Origin of the sequence: Brevundimonas sp. NPDC090276 (genome assembly GCF_044772165.1) — a bacterium.
Classification (GTDB): Bacteria; Pseudomonadota; Alphaproteobacteria; order Caulobacterales; family Caulobacteraceae; genus Brevundimonas.
Window position 1 is genome coordinate 421,352 of the sequence record NZ_JBIVYK010000003.1, and the last position, 15,632, is coordinate 436,983.

General features: G+C 68.4%; 15 protein-coding genes. 10 read left to right on the top strand and 5 right to left on the bottom strand.

What is annotated here, in order from left to right:
* On the top strand, positions 1-1,641 hold the full coding sequence (locus ACIQTU_RS13925) for a TadG family pilus assembly protein (protein ID WP_400548262.1): 1,641 nt from the start codon (positions 1-3) through the stop codon (positions 1,639-1,641).
* Between the two features lie 25 nt (positions 1,642-1,666).
* Here the strand turns inward: ACIQTU_RS13925 and ACIQTU_RS13930 are convergent, their stop codons facing one another.
* A complete protein-coding gene (locus ACIQTU_RS13930) occupies positions 1,667-2,953 on the bottom strand; it encodes a peptidoglycan DD-metalloendopeptidase family protein (RefSeq protein ID WP_400548265.1) in 1,287 nt (428 codons plus the stop codon).
* Positions 2,954-3,353: 400 nt separating this feature from the next.
* Here ACIQTU_RS13930 and ACIQTU_RS13935 point away from each other — a divergent pair, with 400 nt between their 5' ends.
* The 4 genes from ACIQTU_RS13935 (at position 3,354) to ACIQTU_RS13950 (ending at position 7,526) form a co-directional block, all read left to right on the top strand.
* A complete protein-coding gene (locus tag ACIQTU_RS13935; protein ID WP_400548268.1) occupies positions 3,354-6,560 on the top strand; it encodes a YdbH domain-containing protein in 3,207 nt (1,068 codons plus the stop codon).
* Between the two features lie 89 nt (positions 6,561-6,649).
* Entirely contained in the window at positions 6,650-6,835 is a 186-nt protein-coding gene (locus ACIQTU_RS13940) for a YnbE family lipoprotein (protein WP_400548271.1), read from the top strand.
* A gap of 22 nt (positions 6,836-6,857) precedes the next feature.
* Positions 6,858-7,217: a YdbL family protein gene (locus ACIQTU_RS13945; protein WP_400548274.1), complete on the top strand. Its 360-nt coding sequence runs from the start codon at positions 6,858-6,860 to the stop codon at positions 7,215-7,217.
* A gap of 9 nt (positions 7,218-7,226) precedes the next feature.
* Entirely contained in the window at positions 7,227-7,526 is a 300-nt protein-coding gene (locus ACIQTU_RS13950; RefSeq protein WP_400548277.1) for a hypothetical protein, read from the top strand.
* Here the strand turns inward: ACIQTU_RS13950 and ACIQTU_RS13955 are convergent.
* Positions 7,523-8,680 carry a DNA cytosine methyltransferase gene (locus ACIQTU_RS13955; RefSeq protein ID WP_400548280.1) on the bottom strand — a complete coding sequence of 386 codons (1,158 nt, stop codon included), beginning with the start codon at positions 8,678-8,680 and terminating at the stop codon, positions 7,523-7,525. The two genes, ACIQTU_RS13950 and ACIQTU_RS13955, sit on opposite strands and share 4 nt — an antisense overlap.
* Before the next feature lie 97 nt (positions 8,681-8,777).
* Between ACIQTU_RS13955 and ACIQTU_RS13960 the strand changes: the two genes are divergently transcribed.
* The 5 genes from ACIQTU_RS13960 to ACIQTU_RS13980 all read left to right on the top strand — a co-directional run bounded on the left by ACIQTU_RS13960 (position 8,778) and on the right by ACIQTU_RS13980 (position 12,453).
* Positions 8,778-9,233, top strand: coding sequence for a COG3650 family protein (locus ACIQTU_RS13960; protein ID WP_400548283.1), 456 nt, complete (start codon positions 8,778-8,780; stop codon positions 9,231-9,233).
* Positions 9,234-9,313: 80 nt separating this feature from the next.
* A complete protein-coding gene (locus tag ACIQTU_RS13965; RefSeq protein ID WP_400548286.1) occupies positions 9,314-10,441 on the top strand; it encodes an acyltransferase family protein in 1,128 nt (375 codons plus the stop codon).
* Between the two features lie 34 nt (positions 10,442-10,475).
* Positions 10,476-11,006, top strand: coding sequence for a CHAP domain-containing protein (locus ACIQTU_RS13970; protein WP_400548289.1), 531 nt, complete (start codon positions 10,476-10,478; stop codon positions 11,004-11,006).
* Between the two features lie 54 nt (positions 11,007-11,060).
* Positions 11,061-11,906, top strand: coding sequence for a tryptophan 2,3-dioxygenase (locus ACIQTU_RS13975; RefSeq protein WP_400548292.1), 846 nt, complete (start codon positions 11,061-11,063; stop codon positions 11,904-11,906).
* Positions 11,907-11,967: 61 nt separating this feature from the next.
* Positions 11,968-12,453, top strand: coding sequence for a PA2169 family four-helix-bundle protein (locus tag ACIQTU_RS13980; protein WP_400548295.1), 486 nt, complete (start codon positions 11,968-11,970; stop codon positions 12,451-12,453).
* A gap of 107 nt (positions 12,454-12,560) precedes the next feature.
* On the opposite strand, the gene rplS is transcribed toward ACIQTU_RS13980, so the two are convergent.
* Genes rplS through ACIQTU_RS13995 form a run of 3 tightly spaced genes read right to left on the bottom strand, consistent with a single transcriptional unit; the run spans position 12,561 to position 15,627 of the window.
* Positions 12,561-12,983, bottom strand: coding sequence for a 50S ribosomal protein L19 (gene rplS, locus ACIQTU_RS13985; protein WP_400548298.1), 423 nt, complete (start codon positions 12,981-12,983; stop codon positions 12,561-12,563).
* 1 nt (position 12,984) lies between these two features.
* Positions 12,985-13,737: a tRNA (guanosine(37)-N1)-methyltransferase TrmD gene (trmD, locus tag ACIQTU_RS13990; protein WP_400548301.1), complete on the bottom strand. Its 753-nt coding sequence runs from the start codon at positions 13,735-13,737 to the stop codon at positions 12,985-12,987.
* A 51-nt stretch (positions 13,738-13,788) separates the two neighbouring features.
* Entirely contained in the window at positions 13,789-15,627 is a 1,839-nt protein-coding gene (locus ACIQTU_RS13995; protein WP_400548304.1) for a DUF885 domain-containing protein, read from the bottom strand.
* Between the last annotated feature and the right edge of the window lie 5 nt (positions 15,628-15,632).

Here is a 15,632-nt window from a genome sequence, read left to right on the forward strand (position 1 = left end):
ATGAACGCCCTGCAGGGATTGCAGGACGAGCGGGGCGGCGTCGGCGTCATGACCGCCCTGTTCGGAGGGATTCTGTGTCTGCTGGCGGCGCTGGCGGTGGATGTCGGCTCCGTCACGCTGAAGGCGCGCCAGATCCAGGGCACGGCCGATCTGTCGGCCATGGCGGCGGCGCACGACCTGGCGCGCGCAGACGCGGCCGCCCGCGCCACGGCCTCGGCCAACCTGAGCGATCTTCAGGCCGTCAGGGTGGTCAAGGGCGGCTATGTCGCCGACCCGCGCCTCAAGCCCAAGGACCGCTTCAGTCCGGGCGCGACCGACCCGAACGCGGCTCAGGTCGAGGTGACGGCCCCCGCCCCCCTCTTCTTCGGCCGTTGGATTCTGCAGCGAGACAGCCTGACTGTGCGCCGGACGGCGACGGCGGCGATCCCCGGCGGCCAGCCTCAGGCCATGTTCTCGATCGGCTCGCGCCTGGCCAGTCTGGACGGCGGCGTGGCCAACGCCCTGCTGTCAGGCCTGCTGGGCAGCAATGTCTCCCTGACCGTCATGGACTACCGCGCCCTGGCCGGGGCCAGGGTCAATCTGCTGCAGTTCTCGGACGCGCTGGCGACAGATCTCGAGTTGACGGCAGGAGACTACGACGCCCTGCTGAAGCACGAGGTCACCACCGGCGAGGCGCTCAAGGCGCTGGAGGCCGTGGCCAGCGCCGACGCCACGTCCGCCCTGAGCAAGCTGACCCGCCTGCCGGTCGACGCCAAGCTGAAGCTGAAGGATCTGATCGGGGTCGAAGCAGGCGCCAAACAGGGACTACGCGAGGCGCTGAACGCCGACGTCTCGGTCCTGGATCTGATCATGGCCACGCTGGAGACGACCAACAGCGACCGTCAGGTGGCGCTGGACCTGGGCGCGCGCGCCGGGCTGGCCGACCTCGACATCCTGCTGGCCATAGGCGAGCGACCGAACAAGTCGCCCTGGCTGACCATCACCAGCAAGGGCGACCCCGTCATCCGCACGGCCCAGGCGCGCATCTATCTCAAGGCGACCACGGCGCAGAGCCTGTCCGGCCTGGCCCAGGTCAAGCTGCCGATCCTCATCGAAGCGGCGTCTTCCGAGGCGAAACTGAGCCGGATCAATTGCGTCGGCGCGTCAGCCGTGACGGTGGCCGTGCGCCCCGGGGTCGCGCGAGCCCGCATCGCAACCGTCGACGAGGCGAAGCTGAAGAACTTCAAGGCGCCGCTGACCAACTCCCCCGCCACTGTGCTGTCGGTGCTGAAGCTGGTGACGCTGACGGCACAGGCCGATCTGGAGATCGCCGACCTGAACTGGCAGGAGGCTGCGTTCAACGCCTCGGACATCTCAAGCCAGACCGCCAAGTCGGTGCGAGCTCGGGGCTTCGTCAACGGCCTGATCGTCAGCCTGCTGAGAGATCTGAAGGCAGAGGTCGGACTGGGTCCGCTGGGCGGCCTGGGCCTGGGCGACCTGGTGGGGGCGCTGGGCGTGCTGCTGACCCCCTTGGGCCCGGTGCTGGACGGGGTGGTGCAGCCCCTGCTCGACCTGCTGGGACTGAAGCTGGGCGAGGCCGACGTGCGCGTGCACGGCGTCCAGTGCCCGACCCAGGGCCGGACGCCGATGCTGGTGGGATAAGGGAGGGGGCGCGACGCCCCCGCCATTAACCTTCGACTGAGCGCAGACCCGAGGCCGACGCCTGCTGCACCACGGGACGACGCTGGCCCCCAGCGGCGATGATGCGGTCGATGCGGCTCTTCTCGGCGCGGAAGGCGGCCAGGTCGGCGCCTGCCAGGACGGTGCCTTCCTGCGTCTTGATGCCGGACGGATTGATCCGCTGACCGTTGCGCCAGATTTCGTAGTGCAGGTGCGGGCCGGTCGAGGCGCCGGTCGAGCCGACATAGGCGACGACCTGGCCTTGCGACACGCGCTGACCGGCGCGGATGCCCGAACCATAGCGCGACAGGTGACCGTAACCGCTTTCCAGGCCGTTGGCGTGGCGGATGCGCAGCCAGTTGCCGTAACCGCCCCAGCGACGGGCCTCGACGACCACGCCGTCGGCGGGCGCCACGACGGGCGTGCCGGTGGTGGCGGCGAAGTCCATGCCCTGGTGCATCTTGCGATAGCCCGAGATGGGGTGGGTGCGGACGCCGAAGTTGGAGCTGACGCGGCGGAAGCTGGTCAGCGGAGTGCGCATCATGGCGGTGCGCGTGTTCTTGCCGGTGGCGTCGAAATATTCCGCCGCCTTCGCGCCGGGGCGCTGATAGCGGTAGAAGGCGTGACCCTTGAGCTCGGCGTACAGCAGGTCGCCGGTCTCCACCGTGCGTCCCGCCTCGGTCACCGAACGGTCGAAGACCAGGGTGAACTCATCCGAGGCGCGCACGTCGCGCTGCATGTCGAACTTGTGGGCGAACAACTGGCTGGCGCGGCGGACGACCGCCGAGGTGGCGCCCAGTTCACGGGCGCTGGCCGACAGCGAACGCTGGACCTTGTCGTTGGCGACGACGGTTTCGTGCGTCACCTTTTCATCGAGGGCGCGCAGGCGCAGGGCGCCGTCGAAGCTGCGTGACACGGTCAGCTGGCTGGCCGGGCCGGTGCGCATGGTCAGGCCGATCAGGCGGGCGTCGCCCCGGCCGCCGCGCGGCTTGGAGACGGCGGTTTCAAACTTCAGACCCGCGCGCATGTCCTTGAGATCGAAGGCGCTGGCGATGGTGGCGGCGACGGCGCTGGCTTCGTCGGCGCCGATGCCGGTGCGGCGCACGGCCTGCTCGAAGGTTTCGCCGCGGCGGATTTGTACGGGAATGGATTCGGGAGCGGTCAGACCAGCGGGCGCGCCAGCGGCGGCGTAGGCCTGGGTCTCGAGATAGGCGATCTGTTCCGACGTCAGCGCGGGAACTTCCTCGGCGCGGACCGGTTCATAGGCTTGACCCGCCACGAGGGCGATAGCCACAGCCGCAGCTGTCGTCAGGAGGTGCGGCGCAAGCCGCATGGGCTGGCGGCGCGGATCGAACTGAGCCATCGGTCCCCGGCAATCGACGACGCCTCGCAGCGCCAAACCATTCGAATCATGGATCGCGCCCCCGGCAGCCCCGAAAACGCGAAGCGAGCGATATAGCCCGTCCGTCCCATCTTGGGAAGCGCGTAGGTTACATTTGGTTAACTTGGCCGGGATGCGCCCAAGTATTCCACTGTTTTTCCTGAATCATCGGCGACGAAGCGCCCTTTTCTCGCCTTGCTTGACTGAACAGTGACTGAAGCGCCACGCCTCAGTGTTCATGCGGTCACAACTGTTGTCCGCGAGCAATCTGTGGCGTTGTTGCCCCTCCATCCGCCGACGAACGCCGAGCCCTTTGACCGACGAAACGCCCGCTACCCAGCCCGAGCCCCGGCTTGAGGCCCAGCCGCACCCCCGCCGTCGTCCGCGCTCTGCCGTCCGGACAGCGCTGATCATCCTGCTGATCGGCCTTCTGCTGCTGATCGTGCTGGTCGCCGCCCTCTATCTGAACCGGCGCGCCGCTGCCCGCGAACTGCTGACCGGCTGGCTGGACCGCAAGGGCATCGACGCGGACGTCGAAGTGGAACGGCTGGAGATCGACGGCTTCGTCGGCAAAGTCAGCATCGGCGATCCGCGCAACCCCGACTTCAAGGTCGAACGGGTCGAGGTCGACTACGCCCTGGGCATGCCCTGGTCCAAGACGGGGCTGGGCGTCACCCCCAGCCGCATCCGCCTGGTCCGCCCCCTGGCGCGCGCCAGCTGGAAGGCCGGCAAGTTCTCGCTCGGCTCGCTGGACCCACTGATCGAGGAGTTCATGGCCAGACCGCCGCGCCCCGACCAGCGCGCGCCCCTGGTCATCGTCGAGGGCGGCCGCGCCCGCATCAACACCGAATACGGGCCGGTTCAGGTGTTGGCCGACGCGCGAATCGACGACAGCAAGTTGATGCGGCTCAACGCCCGCCTGCCCGCCGCCTCGCTGAAGAGCGCCGACATCGAGGCGCGCGGCCTGAGCGCCGCCGTCGATCTGACCACCGTCGGCGACCGCGTGGCGCTGAAGGTCGAAGCCGCCGCCGAGCGCTTCGCGACGAAAGAGGCCGAGGGGACCGCCGCCCATCTGAGCCTGACCGGCGACCTGCCCTACCCCGACCTGAAGAAGCGTCGCGGCGACGGGCGCGCCGTTATCGCCGCCCGCCTGAGCGCCGACGCCCTGAAGGCGGGCGGCGTCGAGGGGCGCAAGACCGAGGCGGCGCTTGACTTCGACGGCCGGACCGAGGGCTGGATTGAAACCTTCCAGATCATCGGCAAGGGTCAGACGCGGGTGCGCGCCCAACACTTGATTGGCGAAGGGATGACGGCGCGCGGCGCCGATCTGGCCCTCAGCCGCGCCGACCTCATGGTCAAGCGCGGCCAGCGCGGGCTTGAGTGGCGCGTGGCCTCACCCGCCGCGATCCGGCTGGACAGCGGAACGGCGGCGGAAAGCCGCCTGACCCGGGCGGTCCTGACGTCCGACAGCCTGACGGCGGGCGGGCGCGACGCGGCCTTCGAGGTGCAGGGGCCGCTGGCCTTGAACGCCGGGCAGCTGAATGCCGGCGACCTCAGCCTGAAAGAGGCGCGCGGCCGACTGGACCTGGATCTGGTGCGCGACGGCGTGACCCGCATGACCGCAACCGGCGCCCTTTCGGCCGCCCGCGCCGCCTGGCCGGGCCTGGGCGTGCCGATGAAGGACGACCTGCCCGAGATGGCCGAGTTGAAGCGGGCGCTGGGCGCCTTCGCGCTCGACGCCCCCGGGATCAGACTGGCCGCCGGCAGCGCCGGCACCGAGCTGGTCCTGACGCGCCCGATCACGGCCCGCCCGGCCAACGGCGGTCTGCTGACGCTGGCGCCCGCTCGGACGCCCCTGTTCGCGGCTGAGGCCGGACAGCCGGGCGGCGGCGCCCTGAGCATCACGTCGCAACGCGGCGGCGGCTTGCCCGAGGCCCGGATCGCCGTGCCGTCGTGGAGCCTGACATCCGGCGGCTTCCGCGCCGCTCTGGACGGCCAGGCGGCGCTGGACTTCGGCCCGGCGCGCAACATCGCCCTGTCGACCAAGGGCGAGTTGGGGTCGAACGGCGGACGGCTGACCTATACGACTAACGACTGCATCCCGCTCAGCGTTGAAAAGCTCGAGTTGGGCGAGAACGATGTGACGGACGTGGCTGGTCGCTTCTGCCCATCCGACGCCCCGCTGATCACGGCGGCCAACGGCAGCTGGCGGGCGCAGGGAGCCCTGACGGGTGTCGAGGCTACCGCCCCCTTCCTGGCCATGCGTTTCTCGGAAGCTCAGGGCCGGCTGGTCGTGGACGGCAAGCCCGCTGGCCTGTCGATGACGGCCAGCGTGTCTCGCGCCCAGGTCTCCGACACCACCGATCCACTACGCTTCCTGCCTCTGACGGCGGTTGGCGAGGCGCGACTGGCCAATGACGTCTGGAGCGGCGAGTTCGACCTGAGCCGCCTGGAATACGCCGTCGGCCGCATAGATCTGCGCCACGACGGCAAGGCCGAGGCGGGCGGCGTGACCATCAGCGCGCCCAACCTGGCCTTCAGCCAGTACGGCCTGCAACCCAGCGACCTCAGCCCCCTGGCCGCCGACTATCTGAAGTCGCCGGTTGAAGGCTCGGCCGGGTTCGAGGGACGCATCGACTGGTCGCCGACCACCTCGACCAGCTCCGGCGTCGCCACCATTCCCGAACTCGACTTCACCAGCCCCGCAGGCAAGGTGCAGGGCCTGAAGGGTCGCGTCGAGTTCACCAGCCTGACCCCTCTGATCACCGCCCCGGATCAGGTGCTGACAGTGGACCGGCTGGAGACGGTCACCCCCCTGACCGCGCTGGAACTGCGCTTCGCCCTCGACGAGAAAGCCCTGAACCTGGCGGGCGGCAAGATCGAGGCGGCGGGCGGCCGTATCAGCATCGAGCCTTTCAACATCCCCCTGACGCCGGGCGAGGCCTGGGGCGGGGTGATCGTGGTGGAGCGCGTCCAGCTGAACGAACTGCTGAAGAGCGCCAATCTGCAGGAGAAGGCCGAGCTGGATTCCGTGGTCTCGGGCCGCCTGCCCTTCACCTATGCGCCCGACACCGGCTGGCGCATCACTGGCGGGGTGCTGAACGCCGTGCGGCCCGGCCGCCTGTCGATCCAGCCCGAGGTCTTCGACGACCTCGCGGCGGGCGGGGGCGACGCCGCGGCGGCCCTGCCGCCCAACACCATGCAGGATCTGGCCTATCAGGCCATGCAGGACCTGGCGATCAGCGACCTGAGCGCAGAGGTCAACAGCCTGGACGCCGGACGGCTGGGGGTTCGCTTCCACATCAACGGACGGCACGACCCGCCCGAGCGCGAGCAACTGCGCCTGAGCTGGATGGAGCTGATCCGCCGCGACTTCCTGAACAAGAAGCTGAACCTGCCGTCGGACACCCCCATCGATCTGACGCTGGACACCACCTGGAACGCCAACCAGATCGTGTCCGACCTGATGGAGTGGGGCAAATCCGCGAACGGGTCCGCTCCTGATCCGAAAACGCCTTGAGATACGGCGCCGCTTTGTTCAGAACCCGTTCACGCACCGAGGCGTTAGATCGCCATGACTTCAACCGCCGCCTTCCGGAGACCGGCCTCATGATCAGCAAGCGTCAAATCGCCCTGCTCGGCCTCGCCGCCGCCAGCGTCGCCGCCTGCGCGCCCACGGTGAACATCAAGTTCAGCGAGCCGCTGCAGATCTACGCCAAGCTGGACGCCGACATCCGCATCAAGCTCGACCAGGAACTGCAGAACCTCCTGCGCGAAAATCCCAACCTGTTCTGACCGTTCAAGAAAGGGGCTGAACATGATCAATCGCAAACTCTTCGTGGCCGTCGCCGCCGTCGCCGCCCTCGGCGCAGCCGCTGGAGCCGCCGTGGCCCAGACCGCCTCGCAAAAAGCCCTGGTCGACCAGGCCAAGGCCGCCGGTTCCGTCGGCGAGCAGGCGGACGGCTACCTCGGCGTGCGCACCTCGGTGACCCCGGACACCCAGGCCGCCGTCAGCGCGACCAACGCCGGTCGCCGCCAGGCCTATGCCCGCAGCGCCGCCGACGCCGGCACCACGGCTGAAGTGGCCGGCGCCCGGATGTTCGAAACCCAGCTGCTACCGCGCATCAGCTCGGGCCAGTGGTACAAGAACGCCGCGGGCCAGTGGGTCCAGCGCTGATCTGACGCGATGAAAACGCCCCGGGTCGAAGGTCGGGCAGGACGGTTCCTGCTGGCCCTCGGCCTGGCGGTCGCGATCGCCGCCGTCGCCGTGTTTGGTCTGGCCGGATACTGGCGACTGATCGGCGGCGGACCGATGTCCATCCACGGCTGGATCGCCATGGGCCTGGGCGTGCTCTGCACCGTCGGCCTGGCCTGGCTGCTGATGAGCCTGGCCTTCCGCTCGGATCGCGAGGGCTGGGACGACCGGGTGGACAACCATCTGGACCCCGGCCGCGACGAAGCCGAAGACGACGATCTGCAATACTAGGCGGCGACCGCCCCATCCGCCCGGACGCCTAGCGCGGGCTCGAACAACTGCCGCGTCAGGGCCTCGACCACCGGCACAGCGACCGCATCCCCCATCAGCTTCAAGGCCGCGCTCTCGCTCTCGGGCAACTGATAGTCGTCCGACACCCCCATCAACCGCGCCGCCTCGCGCCCGGTCAGGCGGCGCATCTTCGCCCGGCCCTTGTCGCAGATCAGCACATACTGACGCGACGAGCCGCCGGACGGCGTGCGCAGACAGCCCGCCAGCCCGTCGAAGCGCAGCTCCAGCCGCTGATGCTTGACCCCGTCCAGGGTGCGCACCCGACGGAAGGCCGCGCCGACACGGCGCTCGCCCGACGCCAGGACGGCGTCCAGCCGCGTCCTATGCAGCGGCGACAGCATGGCCAGCAGCACCTTGGTCTGGGCCTTGGTGAAGACCGGAACCTTCGCCTCCAGCACCGCCGACAGGTCGAGGTTGCGGCGCGGCGGCGGGGTCAGGGCCCACCAGGCCCACTGGGCCTGAACCGCCTCGGACAGGCGGGCGTGAGCGGCGATCAGACGCGGCGTGTGGAAAGGCCCGCTCGGCGCAGTCGCTGTCGGCCCGTCGACCCCGCGCATGGCGACGACGAAAAGGCGCGGCCGCGACTGGGGCAGCCACAGGGCCGCGTCCATCTCCAGGGCGCCGACGCGATAGCCGGCCTCGACCATGGCGGCGCAGACGGCCTCGAAGTCAGCCCCCTCGCCCGAGGTCAGCAGACCAGCGACATTCTCGATGACAATGATGCGCGGCGCCCGGCCCTCCAGGTCCAGCCCCTGCATCAGCTTCCAGAAGCCCCAGAAGGCGCCCGAGCGCACGGCCTTCAGACCGCCGCGCGCGCCCGCCAGACTGACGTCCTGGCAAGGCGACGAAGCCCAGCACAGGTCCGGGGTTCCGGGGATGTCGGCGGGGGTCAGACCCCAGACGTCGCCCTCGGCCAGCAAAGTCCCGACGTGGTTGGCGCGGAAGGCGCGGGCCTTCATCGGATCGATGTCGTTGGCGAAGATCGTTTCGAACCCGACCAACCCCTGTGACAGGCCCAGACCCGCCAAACCGCCCCCCGCGAAGAACTCGCAGGCGGTCAGGGGAACGGAAGGGGCGGCGACGCGATTCGTCATGTCCGGCAGCATAACCCAGCGCGACGCGTTTGGCGCCTGCCCTTGACCGGGGATCGCGCCTGCGGTTCCTGAGCATCGACCCGAAACGGAGCCTGCCATGCGCCTCGCCCTCATTTTCGCAACCGCCGCCGCGCTGACAACCTTGACGGCCTGTTCGCAACCGGCGGCTGACAAGGCCCCCGCCGCCCCGGTCGAAGCCCGCACCCTGGCCGGCGTCGATCTGGACCAGCCTCTGCGCGTGCTGGGAACCGAACCCTTCTGGGCCGTTGAGATCAGCCCGGCAGGTTTGACCTATTCCGGCGTCGACCGCCCCGCGCAGAAGGCCGCCAACCCCGGCCCGGCGCTGCAAGGCACGGTGGCGACCTGGACCACCGAGACCGAGGCCAAGACCCCGCTGGTCGTCACGCTGACGGCTACCGACTGCTCGGACGGCATGAGCGACCGAACCTATCCCCTGACCGCCAGGGTCGAGATCGGCGGCGAGACCCTGACCGGCTGCGCCGCCGCCGTTGCGGCGATCGAGAAGGCGGGTGAAAGCGGTCGGGTGGAATAGGCCCCTTCTGGCGCCGGTCTTGCTGTTGAGACCCAGGCCGCTTAACGCTTCCCAAAGCGGCGCTATCTCATGGTGGCCGCATGACCCCGACGCCCGTCGATCTTCGCCCGTTGACCGCCCTGCGCTTCATGGCGGCGCTATGGGTCGTGCTCTACACCTTCTGGCCCAATCTGAACGTCAGCTTCCTGCCGAACCTGGCGGCCAAGGGCTACCTGGGCGTCGAGCTCTTCTTTGTCCTGTCGGGCTTCATCCTCAGCCACGTCTATCTGCACGCCTTCGCCGAGAAGCGCTTCTCCTATCGCGGCTTTCTGTGGGCGCGGATCGCACGGGTCTATCCGCTGCATGTCTTCACCCTGCTGGGGGTGATGGCGCTCGGTCTGGCGGCGGTGGCCGTGGGGATGAGCATCGACGGCAGCGTCCTGAGCTGGCAGACCCTGCCCGCCCACCTGCTGATGCTGCACGCCTGGGGCTTCGCCGGCGAGGCCGGTTGGAACCACCCCTCCTGGTCGATCTCGGCGGAATGGTTCGCCTATCTGGCCTTCCCCCTGTTTGCCCTGGCCGCCTGGCCTTTGCGCAAGCGCCCCTGGGTGGCGACGGCGGGCGCGGCGGTCTTCCTGATGGGGCTTTACGCGGCGTTTGAGCGCTTCGCGGGCTTCCCTCTGACCGAGGCCACCTTCCGCTGGGGCGCGCTGAGAATCGTTCCCTGCTTCGCCTATGGCTGCGCCCTCTACCTGGTCTATCGCCGCGCGCCCCTGCCCCGCGCCCGGCTGCTGGCGATCAGCGCCGCCGTCGTCATGGTCGCCAGCGCCTCGGTTCTGGCCTGGGACGCCATCACTGTTATGGCCGCTGGTTTGCTGATCCTGGCCCTGGCCTCGATCCCACAGGATCGCGCTGGCTGGCTGGGGTCCAGGCCCGCTGTCTACCTCGGCGAGATCAGCTATTCGGTCTATATGGTCTGCGCGCCGTGGCAGATTCTGGCGGTCAATCTGGCCGCCCGGGCGACCGGCGCCGAGGACAAGCGCCTTCACCTTCTCGTATGGCTGGGGATCATTCTGGGCCTGATCGTCGCGGCCTCCGCCACCTATCACCTGATCGAACGCCCGGCCCGCAAGGCGCTGCGCGCAATGGCGGAGCGGCGACGCGCGCCTGTGGATCACACGGAGAAACAGTCGGAAACGGTTCTTCAACCTTCCGACACTATAGTCTAAGGCTTGGTCCGCGTTTTGGTCGGGAGCACGCCAGATGATGAAACGGCTCACAGCCGCCGCAGTTGCGGCGACCCTTGGTTTCTTTGCGATCGGCCCTGCGCCGGCCAAGGCTGACGACGCCTACTGGCAATGCGTGACCTTCGCCCGCATGTTCTCGGGCATCAACATCTTTGGCGACGCCTGGACCTGGTGGCGTCAGGCCGTCGACAAGTTCCGCACCGGCCGCGCCCCGGAAACCGGCTCGGTCCTGGTCTTCCAGCCCACCGGCCGCATGGACAAGGGCCACGTCGCCGTCGTTTCCGACATCCTGACCGACCGCGTCATCCGCGTCACCCACGCCAACTGGGGCGGCAGCCGCGGCAAGGTCGAGGAGAACGTCACCGTGGTGGACGTCTCGCCGGCCGGCGACTGGAGCCGGGTCAAGGTCTGGTACAACCCGATCAACGCCCTGGGCACCACCGTCTATCCGACCTACGGCTTTGTCTACAAAGGCGCGCGCGACGCCTTCGACAACGGCCGCCAGATGGCCGCCGCCGCCGTCAACGAGCCCCGCGCCGCCAACTGATTTTCCGTCGCCTCCGGGCTGGCTCTTCGGGCCTGATCCGGCGATAGGTGGCGGATGACCGACGCAAATAACGACATTCGCGGCTACGCCATCGAAACGGCCAAGCACGAGCCGACCGGCATCACCTATGCCGGCTATCTTTCGCTCGACGACCTGCTGAGCGCCCAGCACCCGCGCTCGGACCAGCATGACGAGATGCTGTTCGTCATCATCCACCAGACCAAGGAACTGTGGCTCAAGCAGATCCTGCACGAGATGGCCCTGGCCCAGAGCCTGATCCGCGCCGGCGACCTGGTGCCCGCCTACAAGAGCCTGGCCCGTGTCAGCCGCATCCAGGCGGTCATGACCCAGAGCTGGGACATCCTGGCCACCATGACCCCCTCGGACTATCTGAAGTTCCGGGGCGATCTGGGCGCCAGCTCGGGCTTCCAGAGCGACCAGTTCCGCCGCCTGGAAACCATGCTGGGCCTCAAGGACCCGCGCTTCCTGCGCTTCCACGTCGAACGGCCCGAGGCCCATGCGTCCCTGGTCGCAGCCATGGAGGCCCCCAGCCTCTATGACGACGCTCTGCGACAACTGTCGCTGGCCGGCCTGCCCGTCCCCGCCGAGGTGCTGAACCGCGACGTCAGCCAGACCTATGAGCCGTCCGAGGGCGTCGAGGCCGCCTGGCTGGAGGTTTACCGCGACACCGAGCGCTGGTGGCCGCTGTATCAACTGGCCGAGAAGCTGGTCGATCTGGACGACGCCCTGCTGACCTGGCGGCACAAGCACGTGGTGACGGTCGAGCGCATCATCGGCCGTCGTCAGGGCACGGGCGGCACCGACGGCGTCGGCTATCTGGTCGAGACGCTGAAGCGCCGCTGCTTCCCCGAACTCTGGTCGCTGCGCACCAAGCTGTAGGGCGAAGGGCAACCTTCGCCGCTGGCGCGGGTTTCACCTGCGTCAGCCACGGAGGTGTCCGGTGAACTCTCCCAACAGTCATGACATCAAGGTCCTGAACGATCTGGCCGGAGGCCTGATCGACAGCGCCGACGGCTATGCCGAGGCGGCGGCCCAGACCGATGACGACCGCCATCGCGCCCTCTTCGCCGAGCGCAGCAACGAGCGCCGGCAGACGGCGGCCGAGTTGCAGGCGGCGGTGCACGGCATGGGCGGAGAGATCAGCGAGGACCGCTCCATCCTGGCCAAGGCCCAGCGCGCCTTCACGGACATCAAGCACGCCCTGATCCGCGAGGAACAGGCCGTCGTCAGCGCTGTCGACAATGACGAACAACACCTTCAGGCGCGCTTCGAGCACGCCCTGGCGGACGAGACCCTGTCCGCCACGACCCGCGAAACCATCCGCCGCGCCTACGCCGCCGTTAAAACCGGCCATGAGCAGATGCACCTGCTGCGACGTAGCCTGGAAGGCCAGCACGACGCAGACGACCCCCTGCGCCCGCGGTAGCGCTCAAGCAGCGTGCGACCGCGTCGCGCACGATAGCGCCCCAAAAAGAAAGGCCCCGGCGTTTCCGCCGGGGCCTCGATCTTTTCAGCGCAGAGCCGAAGCCTGGATCAAGCTTCGTCGCCCTTGTCAGCCGAACCGGTGACCGGAACGCTTGCGCCCTTGGCCGGACGAACCGTCTGGCGCTCGGCGATACGGGCCGACTTACCGCGACGGTCGCGCAGGTAGTACAGCTTGGCGCGACGGACGACGCCGCGACGCTTCACTTCGATGGAGTCGACGTTCGGCGACAGGATCGGGAAGCGACGCTCCACGCCTTCACCGAAGGAAATCTTGCGGACCGTGAAGGTCTCGTTGATGCCGCCGCCGTCACGGGCGATGCAGACGCCTTCGAACGCCTGGATGCGTTCGCGCTCGCCTTCCTTGATGCGCACGTTGACGCGCAGGGTGTCGCCCGGTTGGAAGTCGGGGATGGTCTTGCCTTCGAGCAGGCGGGCTTTTTCTTCGGCAGCGAGTTGCTGGACGATGTTCATTCTATTCTCCTCGGGCTTTTGCGCCCTTTACCTTTGATTTGGCGGAGCCAGGCTCCGCAGCCGTCTTTGCAAGATGCGCCGCCCAGAGGTCCGGGCGCCGTTCCTGCGTCGTCAATTCCCGCTGCGCTTCCCGCCATTGCGCGATCTTCTTGTGATCGCCCGACAGCAGCACCTCAGGAATGTCGTGCCCCTCGAACGTCCGCGGTCGCGTGTACTGCGGGTGTTCCAGAAGACCGTCCTCGAAGCTTTCGGACGACAGGCTTTCAGCCGCGCCAAGAACACCGGGAACCAGTCGTACGCACGCCTCGATCGCCACCATGGCCGCCGCCTCGCCACCGGCGAGGACCGCGTTTCCGACGGAAACCTCCTCGAACCCGCGTGCGTCGAGCACCCGCTGGTCCACCCCCTCGAAACGACCGCAAAGCACGACGATACCGTCGGCCTTGGCCCATTCCTTCACTCGCGCCTGCGTCAGGGGTCGACCGCGTGCGCTCATGTACAAAAGCGGCCGGGGCGGGCCTTCGAGACTGTCTAGAGCCCGGGCCACCACGTCCGCTTTCAACACGGCTCCAGGACCGCCACCCGCAGGGGTGTCGTCCAGGAAGCCGCGCTTATCTTCGGAAAACGCGCGAATGTCCAGCGTCTGCAGATCCCACAGCCCCTTCTCGCGCCAGGCGGTGCCGATCAGCGACACGCCGAGCGGCCCGGGAAAGGCCTCGGGGAACATGGTCAGGACGGTGGCGGTAAAGGGCATGGCGGCCCTTTACCGCTCTAACGACCCAAATGCGAGAGTATGGCGCGAGCCTCAGGCGCTCGGCTTGCCACCGCCCGCCGCGATCCAAGCGTCGACCTGATCGGCCAGCACGTCCAGCGGCACCGAGCCGGAGCCGAGGACCACGGCATGGAAGTCCTTGATGTCGAAGCGCGACCCCAGCGCCGTCTCGGCCTTGTGGCGCAGCTCCTCGATCTTCAGCTCGCCGAGCTTGTAGCTGGTCGCCTGGCCGGGGTTGGTGATGTAGCGCTCGACCTCCTTGCCGATGTCGCGTTCCGACAACAGGGAGTTCTGGCGGAAGTAGTCCATCGCCTGTTCGCGGCTCCAGCGCTTGGCGTGCAGGCCGGTGTCCGTCACCAGACGCACCGCGCGCCACAGCTCGGTCGAGAGACGGCCGAAGTCCGAATAGGGGTCCTGATAGAAGCCCATCTCCTTGCCCAGCTGCTCGGCGTAGAGACCCCAGCCCTCGGCGTAGGCGCCGTAGCCGCCGAAGCGACGGAAGCGCGGCAGGCCCTCGATCTCTTGCGCATAGGCGATCTGGAAGTGATGGCCCGGCGCGCCTTCGTGATAGCTGATACCCTCGATCTGGGGCTTCAGCACCTGGGTCATGTCCGACAGGTTGACGTAGTAGATGCCCGGTCGCGACCCGTCGGGCGCCGGGGCGTTGTAGAAGGCGATCGAGGCCGTGGCCTCGCGGAAGGGCTCGACGGCGCGCACCTCCAGCGCCGCCTTGGGCAGGGTCGAGAACCACTGCGGCGCCACCGCCATGACCTGGGCGATGAACGCTCGCGCGTCGGTCAGATACTGCTCCTTGCCCTCCGGCGTGTTCGGATACTGGAAGCGCGGATCGGTCTTCAGGAAGACGAAGAAGTCTTGCAGCGAGCCGTCAAAGCCGACCCTGGCCTTGATGACCTCCATCTCGGCCTGGATGCGGGCGACCTCGTCCAGACCGATCTGATGGATCTGGTCGGCGGTCAGATCGGTCGTGGTCGAGAGCTGCAGGCGGGCGTTGTAGTAGGCCTCGCCCTGCGGCAGCCGCCAGACGCCCGCGTCGCTGTCGGCCAGCGGCCGGACCTCGGCCAGGGCCGTCAGGACATTGTCGAAGCCGCGCTTGTAGGGGCCGGTCAGGGCGGCGCGGGCCGAGGCCAGCAGCCGATCCTTCGTCGCCTGATCAGCGTCGAGCGCCCCGACCTTCTTCTGGAAATCGGCCCAGACCGGGTTGTCCGCGCCGTTGTCGAAGGGCGCGCCGGTGATGACCGCACGGGTGTTCTCGATCGAGGGCTCGAACACAAAGCGCGGCGAGACCACGCCCTCGGCGGCGCGGGCCTTCAGCGTCGTCGCCACCTGCCCCATGTAACGCTCGGCCTCGTTGATGCGCGAGACATAGGCCTCCGCGTCCGAGACGCTGCTGATGCGATGGTTGTTGATGAGGAAGACCGGCAGGCTGGTGGTCGGGTTGCCGTTGGCCGCGAACTGGAAGTTCCAGTCGCGCCACTGGTTCGACAGGCGCGCCTGCTGCACCCCATACTCGAACAGACGCCAGGACATCTTGCTCTGGGGGCTGAGCTTCGACGGATCGAACTCGGCCTTCATCTGCGCCAGTTGCGCCTCTTGCAGGGCCAGCGAACGGGCCGCAGCGGCATCGGACACGTCGTCCAGCTTGCCGTAGTCGGTCTTGAGGCCCAGCGAGGTCATCTGCTGCGGGCTCAGCGCAATGCGCGCCTGGAAGGCCTGCTCGAAGAAGGCGTCGAGGCGGGCGTCCTCGCTTTGCGCCTGCGACGAGGCGGCGCGCGCCGCGGGCTGGGCCATGGCGGCGGGCGCCACGGCGCAAAGCGCCAGAACGGCGGCGGACGAGATCAGAAAACGACGCATGAAAC